Annotated in this window: 6 protein-coding genes; all 6 read left to right on the top strand. The window is 64.4% G+C overall.

Annotated features, from left to right (window positions below; all coding sequences use genetic code 11):
* Positions 1-45: 45 nt before the first annotated feature.
* A complete protein-coding gene (locus ACELLULO517_RS24770; protein WP_227310125.1) occupies positions 46-1,101 on the top strand; it encodes an NAD(P)-dependent alcohol dehydrogenase in 1,056 nt (351 codons plus the stop codon).
* A gap of 284 nt (positions 1,102-1,385) precedes the next feature.
* Positions 1,386-2,453 (top strand): glycosyl hydrolase family 8, encoded by a 1,068-nt coding sequence (locus tag ACELLULO517_RS24765; protein WP_227310124.1) that lies wholly within the window; start codon positions 1,386-1,388, stop codon positions 2,451-2,453.
* 53 nt (positions 2,454-2,506) lie between these two features.
* On the top strand, positions 2,507-3,601 hold the full coding sequence (locus ACELLULO517_RS24760; RefSeq protein ID WP_227310123.1) for a hypothetical protein: 1,095 nt from the start codon (positions 2,507-2,509) through the stop codon (positions 3,599-3,601).
* A gap of 58 nt (positions 3,602-3,659) precedes the next feature.
* Positions 3,660-4,508: a cellulose synthase operon protein YhjQ/BcsQ gene (locus ACELLULO517_RS24755; RefSeq protein ID WP_227310122.1), complete on the top strand. Its 849-nt coding sequence runs from the start codon at positions 3,660-3,662 to the stop codon at positions 4,506-4,508.
* Positions 4,509-4,540: 32 nt separating this feature from the next.
* The gene (bcsA, locus tag ACELLULO517_RS24750) at positions 4,541-9,070 is read left to right on the top strand and encodes a UDP-forming cellulose synthase catalytic subunit (RefSeq protein ID WP_227310121.1); all 4,530 of its coding nucleotides are present in this window, start codon (positions 4,541-4,543) and stop codon (positions 9,068-9,070) included.
* The gene (locus ACELLULO517_RS24745; protein WP_227310120.1) at positions 9,067-12,942 is read left to right on the top strand and encodes a cellulose biosynthesis protein BcsC; all 3,876 of its coding nucleotides are present in this window, start codon (positions 9,067-9,069) and stop codon (positions 12,940-12,942) included. Before bcsA ends, ACELLULO517_RS24745 begins: the two co-directional genes overlap by 4 nt.
* The last annotated feature ends 4 nt before the right edge of the window (positions 12,943-12,946 follow it).

Genomic DNA, 12,946 nt, shown 5'->3' with positions numbered 1-12,946 from the left:
GCTCCTTTCTTCATTTCTGACCCATCCGACCCCCGAGGATTTCCCATGCTGGAATGTGTCGGCTATGGCGCGACCGCCGCTTCTGCGCCGGTTGCACCGATCTCCTTCAACCGCCGCGACCCTGGCCCCGACGACGTCGTGATCAAGATCGCCTATTGCGGCGTCTGCCATTCCGACCTGCATCAGGTCCGTAATGAATGGCGCAATACTGTCTATCCCTGCATACCAGGCCACGAGATCGTCGGTCATATCGAAAGCGTCGGCAGCAATGTCACGCGCTTCACGGTCGGCGAAACGGCCGGCGTCGGTTGCATGGTCGGCGCCTGCCGGACCTGTTCGGCCTGCCGCGAGGGTTTGGAGAACTATTGCGAGGTCGGTTTCACCGGCACCTATAACGGCGTCGAGCCAGTGATCGGCGGCCCCACTTTCGGGGGTTATTCGGATCGCATCGTCGTTGATCAGCACTTTGTTCTGACCATTCCGGCCGGAATGGTCCTGGCCGCCGCAGCGCCGCTGCTTTGTGCCGGCATCACGACCTATTCGCCGCTCAGGCATTGGAAAGCCGGTCCCGGCAAAAAGGTCGGAATCGTGGGCCTCGGCGGTCTCGGCCATATGGGCCTCAAGATCGCGCATGCGATGGGCGCCTATACGGTTCTGTTCACGACATCCGCCGGCAAAACCGAGGATGCCCGACGGCTCGGCGCCGATGAAGTGATCATCTCCAAGGATGCCGAGCAGATGGGCCGGCACACCGACAGCTTCGACTTCATCCTCGATACGGTTGCGGCCGACCATGCGATCGACCCTTATCTGAACATGCTGAAACGCGACGGTACTCTGACCCAGGTCGGCGCTCCGGAAAATCCGCTGTCCGTCTCTGCCTTCAGCGTCATCTGGCGCCGCCGCAACTTCGCCGGCTCGCTCATCGGCGGTATTCCGGAAACCCAGGAGATGCTGGACTTCTGTGCCGAACATGGGCTGACGGCGGATATCGAGCTTATCACCATCGACACAATCGAGGCGGCCTATGCACGGATGCTGAAAAGCGAAGTGAAATATCGCTTCGTCATCGACTTGGAGGCGTCAAAACTTAAGTCTTAATTATTAGGACTTAAGTTTTATTCTTAAAACCCGAAGATAGTACGCTCATTCTGATAAGCCCTAGGCAGAATGAGTGTGAACGAACAAGACGCATATAAGCTTTGCGATAAGCCATTATAATGGCCATACTTCCTAGGCAGTATGGCCGGGGATTGAGGAAGAGGATGGCAAAGCTGAAACGGATCTTCACGCGAAAAACCGTCGCGTGCGGCAATTCTGTTCAGCTTGTTCTAGCCCTCTGGCCAGGCGTCCCGCAGCCGTTGATTTTAGCGTTTTGGTGACTGATGTCTTTGTCACGCCGTCACATTCTGGGCTGCGGTGCAGCTGCCACCGCCTTTGCCATGTCGCTTGGCAATCAGGCAGAGGCAGCGCGTGTCAGCTTCGCAATTGACGATCCCGACTGGGTGTCTTTCAAAAACCGATTCGTTTCCGCCGATGGACGTGTCATCGACACCGGCAATAACGACATCTCGCATTCCGAAGGGCAAAGCTACGGAATGCTTTTTGCCGTGGTCTTCGGCGACCAGGCGAGCTTCGACCTCATCAAAGGCTGGACTGCAACAAATCTGACACGGCAAACTGACGCGCTGCATATCTGGCGCTATCTGCCCAAACAGAAAAATCCCACGCCTGACGACAATAATGCCACAGACGGTGACCTTGTCATCGCGATGGCCTTGAGCCGTGCTGCGACTTTGTGGGGTCGTCCTGAGGATGCAAGCCAAGCGCGCGCTATCGCACAGGCCATCCGCGAGAAGCTGATCATGAATGCCGGCAGCCGCCTGGTGCTGTTGCCCGGCGTGAACGGATTTGTCCGGAAAACGCAGCTGATCTCGAACTTGTCTTACAGTAACTTCGTCGCCTTCCGCGAGCTTTCGGTAATCGACCCCTCGCCGCTCTGGCAGGTGCTTGGCCTTGATGCGCTGGCACTGATCGAAGCCGCGCGCTTCGGGCAATGGCAATTGCCCCCGGACTGGCTCGCTTTGCCCTTGCATGGCGGCGATCCTGTGGTCGCGACGGGATGGCCGCCGCGTTGTTCCTACGACGCGATTCGCGTCCCGCTGAACCTGGTCTGGTCGCAGAATCTGCCAGCCGCCGTCGCGACGTCCTTCGAGAATTTCTGGTCGACGGCTGCCAGTTATCAGCCGGCCTGGGCCGATCTCAAGACCAATGCCGTATCAACCTATGCGGCTGCCGGCGGTCTTGTGGCTGTGCGACAAATTACGAGCGCCACTTCGCCCCAATTGGGGCTTCCCGCGCTCCCACAAGTACAGCAATGCACGGATTACTACTCGTCGGCGCTCACCCTGCTATCTCGTATCGCTTGGGCTGAGGGTCATGGCATTGGCTAACATCAAGGGTGCTTCGGGCAATGACTAGGTCTCAAGCTGATGTTGACAAGGTAATGGCGGCTTTCGGTGCGGCGCCTATCCGCTACCGCGCCAGCCAGGAACGTGCCGTGACCGGGGATGAGAGCGCATCGCGCGCTTTCGAAACCGCCGCGTTGCGCCCGACGAAAGCCGAGCCGCAGCTCAAGACCGAAAACCCCGCTCCGGGTGTGGGCGGTCATGTGCGGGAAGTTTTCCCGCTGCTGTCACGCGCCGTGCCAGCCGTCGCTGATGTCTCCGTCGCGTCGGTCAAGCGCGTCGGCGACGATCTGCCCTTGCCGCCCGAACCCGAAGCGCCGCTGTCACCCTTCGATCAGGCTCTGGCGGAGCAGGCGCATGGGAAGGCTGCCAGCCTGCCGGACGCGGCATCCCCGGCTCAGCCGCATTGGGCGGCGGCGGAAAGCGCGTTTGTCGCGACCCCGGTCGCCGCATCTGTCGCGGCGCCGGCGGCCCCTGTGTCGCAACCCCAGCCCAGCGCACCGCTGCCGGCTTTGCGTAGTCATGCCGACCTCATCCAGCGTCTGTCGCCGCAGCCGGCGGCACCCCAGCCGGCGCCGACGCCACCCGCTCCCGTCTATGCCGCGCCGCAAGCGCCGGCACCGCACCCTGCGGCACCCGCCTATGCGGCGCCTCAGCCGGCAGCACCTCAGCCGGCAGCACCTCAACCCGCCTATTATCCCGCGCCACCGCCGCCGATGCCTGCGCAAGCCGCGCCGCAACCGGGTTACGCCCCGGGCCATCCGCAACAAGCCTATCCGCCGCAACCGGGCTATCCTCAGCCCGGCTATCCGCCGCAAGCCTATCCGCCCGGTTACCCGCCGCCAGGCTATCCTTATCCGCAGCCCGGCGCGGGCTATCCGCCGCCCTATCCGCCCCAGCCGGCGCCTTACGCACCGCCCGGCTATGCCCCCGGCTATCCGCCGGGTTATCCGCCGCAAGCCTATCCGCCCGGCTATCCGCCGCCGGCCTACCCCTACCCGCCGGCCGGCGCCGCACCCTATGGTGGGCCGCCCGCGCCTTATCCGCCCCCGCCACAGCCAGCCCCCACCGCTGACCCCGTCAATCTCGCCGAGGTCTTCGCCGCTCTTCAGCGCGCGCGGGGTGGTGTCTGATGCCGCCTAAGCTTGCTTCCGCCCCAGGATCCTCGTCTCTTACCTACGGTCCGCTCTCATGCCGTTGATTGTTTTCGCCTCTCCCAAGGGTGGTGTCGGCAAGACGACCCTTGCCGCCAATACCGCCCATGAATTCGCCCGCGCGGGCTACCGCGTGGTGGCGCTCGACCTCGATACGCAAAACGCGCTCGGCATGCATTTCGGTGCCGATCCTTACGAGCGGGCGGGATTCATCACCTCGCTGAAGACCGCGCCCGACCCCCGGCGGGCCTGGCAGATGCATCTGCAAATGACGCCCTCCGGCATCGCCTTGCTGGCCCACGGTCACACGACCTTCCAGCAGAGCTTCGCGATCAATGCCGATCTGATCGAGCAGCCGGCTTTGCTGCTGGCGCCGCTGCGCGACATCCTGGCGGACCCCGAGGTCGTCATCATCGTCGATACGCCACCCGGCCCCGGCGTCGCCTCCTCGGTCGTCGCGACGCTCGCGGATTTCATGGTCGTCGTTCTGCTGTCGGACGCCGCCTCCATCGTGCAGCTGCCCAAGATCGACGGTCGCGGCATGTATCGCAGCGCCGCCGGCACGCCTTTCCCGATCGAGCGCACGGGTTTCATCGTCAACCAGATCGACATGCGCAGCCGTCTGTCACGAGCGGCGGCCGAAGCGGCCGAGCGGCATCTGGGCACACGTCTGCTCGGCCGCGTCTATCGTGACGAGCATGTGCCGGAAGCCCTCGCCCGCCAATCCTCCGTCAACGGCTATGCGCCAGGCAGCAAGGCCGCTCAGGACATCACGGCCATCGCCCAGAGAATCGTCGCGATGATGTCGGCCGGTCCCCAGCCCCACGCCGTGGCCGAGGATGGCGCAGCCCCGTCTGCGGACGCCCCAACCGCGACCCAATCCTGATGAGCGCACAAGCAGCCGGCGAAAGAACGCGGATGTCCGATCTTTTCAACAATAGGATCAGCGGTATCATTTGCCTTGTGGTGGGGGTCGCCATGCTGGCCTCCATCGCCACGGTTCCGCTGACCGTCGGGCAACAGGCGGCCGTCGGCCTGTCGACCGCCGTTCTGTTCCTGATCGCCAATCGCTTCAGCGACCGGCGCGTGACGCTGTTCCTGTCGATCCTCTCGCTCGCCATGTCGGCCCGCTACATCTATTGGCGCGCGACCGAGACGCTGACCTTTCAGACGACGCTGCAGCTGCTGCTGGGCTCGCTGCTGGTCATGGCCGAATTCTATGCCGTTGTGGTGCTGGTGCTCGGCTATATCCAGACGGCCTGGCCGCTGAGCCGCAAGCCTGTGCCGCTGCCGCCTGAACCCGACGAATGGCCGACGGTCGACGTCTATATTCCGACCTATAACGAGTCGATGGACGTGGTGCGCGCAACCGTGCTGGCCTGCGCCGCGCTCGACTATCCGGCCGATAAGTTCCGCGTCTACATTTTGGATGACGGCAAGCGCGAGGAGTTTCGCCGCTTCGCCGCGGAAGCGGGCGTCGGCTACCTTATCCGTCCTAACAACCATCACGCCAAGGCCGGCAACCTCAACCACGCAATGACGGTCACGAAGGGTGAATTCATCACCATCTTCGACTGCGACCACATTCCCGTGCGCGCCTTCCTGCAGCTGACGGTCGGCTGGCTGGTGAAGGAAAAGAATCTGGCGATGGTGCAGACGCCGCATCATTTCTACTCGCCTGACCCGTTCCAGCGGAATCTGGCCGCAGGTCAGCGCGTGCCGCCCGAAGGCAATCTGTTCTACGGCCTGCTGCAGGACGGCAACGACTATTGGGACGCGACCTTCTTTTGTGGGTCCTGCGCGGTCATCCGTCGCGAGGCGCTGGCATCGATCGGCGGTTTTGCGACCGAGACGGTGACGGAAGACGCGCATACCATGCTGAAGCTGCATCGCCGCGGCTGGAATTCGGGCTACCTGAAGATCCCGCTGGCCGCCGGTCTGGCGACCGAGCGCCTCATCCTGCATATCGGCCAGCGTATCCGCTGGGCGCGCGGCATGATGCAGATCTTCCGCCTGGACAATCCGCTGATGGGGCCCGGCCTGCAGCTCGGCCAGCGGCTTTGCTACATGAACGCGATGGTGCATTTCTTCTTCGGCATCCCGCGTCTGATCTTCCTGATCTCGCCGCTGGCCTATCTGCTTCTGTTCCAGAACATGATTGCGGCCTCCCCCTTCGCGATCGCGGCTTACGCGATACCGCATATTTTCCATTCGGTGGCGACGGCATCGCGCCACCAGCGCAACTGGCGCCATTCGTTCTGGAGCGAGATCTACGAGACGGTGCTGGCGCTGTTCCTGGTGCGCGTCACCATCGTCACCATGCTCAGCCCGCGCCGCGGCAAGTTCAACGTGACGGAAAAAGGCGGCACGCTGAACCAGGGCTTCTTCGATCTGCGCGCCGTCTATCCGAATATCATCTGCGCGGTCGTCGTGTTCCTGGGCATCCTGCGCGGCGTCTACAGCATGATCTTCTGGCAGACGACGACGCTGGAATTTCAGGCGCTTCTGCTCAACACCATCTGGGCCACGATCAGCCTTTTGATCCTGCTCGCGGCCCTGGCCGTCGGGCGCGAACGCCAGCAGCTGCGGGCGCGGGCGCGCGTGCGCGTCGATCTGCCGGCGATCGTGCATCTGGGTGACGGACGCGTCTTCACAGGAACGGTGCAGAACCTGTCGCAAAGTGGTGCGCGTACGCTCGTCACGCGCCCCGAAGAAATGCCGGAAGATCAGGAAGTGCTTCTGGAAATTCCGCTACCCAGCGGGTCCGCCCTTATCCCGTCCCGCTATCTCCGCTGGAACGAAAAAGAAATGCTATTGAATTTTGAGCCGAAGACCTTGGCTGACGAAGCGGCCATTATTCAAAGCGTTTTCGGCCGTGCCGATGCTTGGGTCGATTGGACCGATTTCCCGAAGGACCAGCCGCTGGTCAGCCTCTGGCACGTTCTTCAGTCGATCGGCGGCCTGTTCCGCCGTCCGGACCCGGTTCGCGCCACGCCCCAGGAAAAGGCTCAGATCGAGGCCACGATCCGCAGCGGCCTCGCCCGTTCAAATATGGGCATGGAACAAGGCAGTTCAACCGCCAAAAGTGCCACGATCGCCGGCGCCATCCTGCTGCTTCTGGCATTGACGCCTTTCGCCGCGCAGGCGCAGTCGACCATCATCCGTCCGCTGCCGACGACCTCGGCTGCCGGCAATGCAGGCGTTCCGCTGCCCAATATCGTCGTGCCCAATCCCGCGGCCACAACAGCGCCAACTCAGCCGTCTGCCACGGGCGTCATCCCCCAGGCGCCGGCCGCGAGTAACGCAGCGGCCCCACCGATCGCCGGCGTTGAGACGGAAACCTTCTCGCTCAAGCAGCTCGGGGCGAATGGTCAGCTGGCGCTGCGCGGCACCAGCTCGCTGCAGGGCGTGCAATTCGGCGTGCGCAGCGACGAGGTCGTGATCAATGCCACGCTTAATCTATCGGGTGCGATGTCACCGGCCTTGCTGGCTAATCTCAGCAACATCACCGTGACCCTGAACGATCAATATGTCGGCACGATCCCGGTCGTACAGCATCAGAGCAATTTCACGCTCTCGATGCCGGTCAATCCGGTCTTCTTCCAGGGCGCCAATTCACTGAACTTCCGCCTGACCGGCGCTTATACGACGCAGTGCAACGATCTTTTGAGCGGTCTCATCTGGGGCACGATCTACAATAATTCGACGATCACGCTGACCGTGCAGCATCTGCCGCCGCAGCGTGACCTGGCTCAACTGCCGCTGCCCTTCTTCGACCAGCACGACAATAGAATGCTCATGCTGCCCTTCGTCCTGCCGGCCCAGGCCGATGACGATACGCTGAAGGCAGCCGGCATCGTCGCCTCCTGGTTCGGGCAATTGGCGGATTTCCGGAGCGCCAGCTTCCCGGTGTCCACCACCCCGCCCAGCGGCAATGCCGTCATGGTCGTGGTCGGCAATAATTCCAGCCTGCCGGGCCTGCCGACGATCACCGGGCCCAGCGTCTCGCTGATCCCGAACCCCAGCGATCCGCTCGGCACGCTGCTGGTGATCGCCGGGCGCGATGGCACGGAGGCCGTGCAGGCCGCGACCTCGCTGGCGCTCGGCTATCGCACCATGGGCGGCGTCGCCGTGCAGGTGACGCCGCCGGACGTCCCCGCGCGCATTCCCTATGACGCGCCGGCCTGGATTCCGACGAACAAGCCCGTGCGCCTCGGTCAGATCACCGATATGCACAACCTGAACGGCACCGGTTACGATACCCTGGTGCAGGTCAGTTTCCGGGTGCCGCCCGACCTTTATACCTGGCGCGATCGCGGCTTCCCGCTCAACGTCGCCTTCCGCGCGCCGCCCGCGCCGATCGAAAATCTGGCCGTCTCTCGCCTCGATATCGGCGTCAACGGCCTGTATCTGCAGTCGATCCCGCTGGCCAAGGCCGAGACCGGCGCCTGGTGGCGCGACTGGTTGCCCGTCATCGGCGCGACCGGTCCTTTCCACACGACCTATATCCCGCCCTATGACGTGTTCGGTGCCAACGCGCTGCAGTTCTTCTTCGATACGCGACCGCTGAACCGCGGTGCCTGCGTCGCGGCGCCGTCTGACCCGACGCTCGGCATCGACCCCAATTCCACGATCAGCCTCGGCCGCGCTTACCACTTCGCGGAAATGCCGAACCTCGCCTTCTTCGTCAGCGCCGGCTTCCCCTTCACCCGCATGGCGGATCTCTCGAATACCGCCGTCGTCCTGCCCGACACCCCCTCCACCGGCGAGGTCAGTGCCTATCTCCGCCTGATGGGCCGGTTCGGCTATTGGACGGGCTATCCGGTGCTGCGCGTCACCGTGGCGCGACCGGAAGAAGAAGCTTCGCTGCATGACGACGATCTCGTCGTGGTCGGCACCATCGCCCATCTCGGCAGCCTGACCGATATCATGCAGAACATGCCGGTCTCGCTCGACAGCGGGCAGATGACGCTGAAGCTCAACGACACACCGCTTGGCACGATCTATCAACTCGTCGGTGGCGGCCATCGCGCCGATCAGCAACGTGCCGCCGCGACCCTCGCCTCCGCCACCAATCAGGATACGGCGATCGTGGTCAGCGGCCGTTCGCCCTGGGCCAAGCAGCGCACGGTCGTCGCCCTTCTGGCTGGCACGCCACAGGCGCTGGACACGATCATGAACGGCTTCACCGACCCCACGCTGAACCCGCTGATCCAGGGCGATTTCAGCATCCTCTCGGGCAATCAGGTGACGTCCTATCGTCTGCAGTCCACTTATACCGTCGGCTGGATCCCGTTCTGGATTTGGCCCAGCTATCTGCTGCGCAATCAGCCGCTCATGATCGTTATCGTCATGATCATCGGCTGCGTGCTGCTGACCCTGGCTTTGCATGCGACATTGCGCCGCCGTGCCGCCAAACGCCTTAAGGCGATGGGGGACCAGCAATGATCCGCCTCCCTCGCCAGACCGGGGTTTCGCTGATCGCGCTCGCCGCCATGCTGCCGGCAGCGGCGTTGGCGCAGCAACAACCGGCCCAAACTCAGCCGGCGGCCCCGCAGCCGCCGGTCATCGGCCAGCCGACGGCATTGCAACCGGAGGCGGCGCAGCAGGCAGCGGTTCAGCAAGGCGCACAACAGGCGGCCGAGGCCGCCGCGCAACAGGCCGCTCCGGCGCCCAGCGGCAATGCCGCGCTCGACGTGCTGCTGCGTCAGGCCAGCTATTGGCGCGACCAGAATAACCCGACTCGCGCCATGGCCGCCGCGCAACGCGCCCTGCAGCTTGCGCCCAATAATGCGCAGGCACTCGCCATTATCGCCGAGGTCCAGGCCAGCAGCGGCAACGCGACCCAGGCTCAGCAGACGCTGCAACTGCTTCAGCAGGCCCATCCGAACGCGCCTGAAGTGTACAAAGTGCAGCAGGCGGTGCGCGTCGGCGCCATCAGCCCCGATGCGCTGAACAACGCCCGCCAGCTGGCGCAACAGGGCAATGCGCAGCAAGCCGTGACCGCCTATCAATCCGTTTTCGGTGCCGGCGCACCGCCGGATTCGCTGGCCGTCGAATATTACCAGACGCTCGGCGCGACCCAGAACGGCTACACGAATTCACTGCAGGGTCTGGCCGATGCCGCCAGGCGCAATCCGAACGACCTGCGCGCCCAGCTCGCCTATGCCCAGGCGCTGACCTACCGCCAGGATACGCGCATGCAGGGCATCGATCGCCTGCAGTCCCTGACCGCCATCCCGTCGATCAGCACCCAGGCACAGACCAGCTGGCATCAGGCGCTGGGCTGGTTGCCGGAAGATCCCAGTTCGGCCGATGCCATCAAGGCCTATCAGACGCGCTATCCGAACGACAGTTCGACGCAGACCCTGCTCGCCAATGCGCTGAAACCGCCGGCTGAAGCGCCAGGCGCCCAGGCATCCCGCGAAGGCTATGACGCCTATCACCGCGGCGATCTCGCTCAGGCGCAGCAGCTTTTCCAATCGGCGCTCACGACCGATCCGAAGGATGCCGGTGCGACGGCCGGGCTGGGCCTGGTATTGCTGAAACAAGGTCGCACCGCCGACGCGACGACCATGATCAACCGCGCCATCGCGCTTGACCCGAAACAGGCGCCGGGGCTGCGGCAGGCTTTGGCCGGCGCGCAGACCAGCGGGGCCTTCGCGAGCGCACAATCTGCCAGCCGTCGTGGCGATCTGGCCGCGGCGGAAGCGCAATATCGCCGCCTTCTCGCGCAGCAGCCGAATAACGACGGCATCAAGATGGCGCTGGCCGGCGTGCTGTCCCGCGAGGGCAATCAGTCGGACGCGAATGCGCTGCTCGCCCAGATCGAGCAGAACGGCGGTAACCTATCCCAGCAGGCGCGCGCGCAACTTCTGGCCCAGCAGGCCGCCAATATGCCGGACGCCGCCGGCAAGATCGCGCTCTACCGCTCGGCGGTGGACGCCGCCCCGTCCGATCCCTGGATGCGTCTCAATCTGGCCCGCGCGCTCGCCGCCAACGGTCAGGCCGGCGAGGCGCAGACCGTGATGTCAGCCGTGACCGATGTCCCGCGTCCGTCCGACCAGGCGGTGCAGGCCGGCATCATCTTCGCCAATGAGCAGAACAACCCGGCCGAGGCCGCCAGACTGGTGCAGCTGGTACCGCGCCGCCGGCGCACGCCCGACATGCAGGCGACTTTGGATCAGGCCCAGGTGCAGGGCCAGATTGCAGCGGCCGTCGCAATAGCGCCGTCAGATCCCATGAGCGCGCGGCAGCAATTGCTGCTTCTGGCTGCCCGGCCGGACCCGACCGGCGCGCGCGGCCTTGCCATTGCCAAAGCTTTCGTCAGCCTCTCCGACCCCAATGACGCGATCGTCGCCATCAATACGGCTGCCGCCACCAATCCCACCGCGGGCGCGGCGGCCCGGATGAACTGGGCACAAGGGCTGCTCGCCGCCGGCAATCCGGGAGCGGCCGCTACCATGCTGGCGGCGATTTCGCCCGATCAGCTGACACCGGACCAGCAGCAGAGCCTGGACGGGCTGCGCAACGGCATCGCCATCCGCAGCTCGGACAATCTCAATACCGCCGGGCGCACGGCCGACGCCTATGACCAGCTGGCGCCGGCACTGTCCCGTAACCCGAACGACCCCGCGCTGAACAGCGCGCTCGGGCGGTTGTATCAGACCGCGGATCAACCGGCGAAGGCGCTGGCCATCAACCAGCGCATCCTGGCGATCGACCCGAACAACGCGGATGCGCGGCGGGGCGCCGTCGCCGCCGCCATTCAGACGGGCGATTACGGCCTCGCCTCTCGCCTGGTCACCGACAATATGTCGCAGAACCCCAACGATCCGCAGAACTGGATCCTGGCCGCCGATATCGCCCAGGCGCGTGGGTTGCAGGGCGACGCGCTGCATGACCTGCGGCAGGCGCGCGCGCTGCGCGAGCAGCAGCTGGGCTATGCGAGCGTCCCCGGCGGCGCCAATCCCAGCTTCATGGTGGCGTCGAACGGCAATGCCGCGACAGCGCTCGGCACCGTCTCCGCCAATCCGTTCCGCAATGCGCCGGACAACGACATGGGCTCCGATGCCGCAGTCCCGGTCGGCGTCCTTGCCGGCAGCGGCCTGGTCGCGGGCAGCACCCTCGCCAGCGCCCAGTCGAGCCTGGTGCCGAGCGCCAATACCGCCGGCAACGATCCGATGATCGCCGATCTCGATACCCGTATCGAGACCATCAAGACGGATATCGCGCCCTATATCGGCGCCAGCACGACCTTGCAGCTGCGCTCGGGCAGCGCCGGCACCAGTCAGTTGGGGACCTTCGGCGTCCCGCTCGAAGCGAGCTTCTCGCCCGGCGGTGTCGGCCGCATCACGCTGACGGCGACGCCCACCTATCTTGATGCCGGAACGGTCGGCTCTGCCATTTACGACCAGGATCAGTTCGGCAGCACGCTCTACAATGGGAATACGACCAAGCCCGGCAATCAGACCGCGACCGGCCTCGGCCTCGATCTCGGCTATAAGAACGGCTGGCTGGCTGCCGATATCGGCACCACTCCGCTCGGTTTCGCGCTGACCAATATCATCGGCGGCATCGAGGTCGCACCGCAGATCACCAATCAGCTCACCTTCCGCATCACCGGCGAGCGCCGGGCCGTCGCGGACAGCCTGCTATCCTATGCCGGCGCGAGCGACCCTGGAACGGGCACGACCTGGGGCGGCGTCACCCGCACCCGCGTGCATGGCCAGTTGGAGTTCAATCCGGGCGTCGCCAATTTCTATGCCGGCGGCGGCTATGACTGGCTGAACGGCCAGAATGTGGAAAGCAATAGCGAGCTTGAGCTTGGTGCCGGCGGCAGCTACCCGGCGTATAAGACGCCGAGCGATGAAGTGCGTGTCGGGCTTGACCTGATCTACTTCGGCTACTCGAAAAACGAGGACCACTTCACCTTGGGCTATGGCGGCTATTTCAGCCCGCAGACCTATGTCGCCGCTATGATCCCGGTGGAATGGACCGCGACCCGCGGCCAGATGACCTATAAGCTCGGCGCGTCTGTCGGCATTCAGAGCTTCAACGCCGACGCCGGCGACTACTACCCGACCGACCCCGAGATTCAGCAACAGGCGAATGTTCTGGCGGCCAGCAATGCCCAGGTCAACAGCACCTATGACAGTCAGAGCCAGACCGGCATCGCCGGCGGCGTCCACGGCAGTTTCGAATATCATCTGACGCCGATGCTGATGGTCGGTGGCTCTGCCGCCTATCAGAAGTCCGGCAACTGGAACGAAGCCGACCTGATGGCCTTCGCCCGCTACACGTTTACCGATTCGGAATAGCCGG

Origin of the sequence: Acidisoma cellulosilyticum, from assembly GCF_020621385.1 — a bacterium.
GTDB lineage: Bacteria > Pseudomonadota > Alphaproteobacteria > Acetobacterales > Acetobacteraceae > Acidisoma > Acidisoma cellulosilyticum.
Note: the sequence above shows the minus strand (reverse complement) of the source record. Positions and strands in the feature narration are given on the sequence as shown.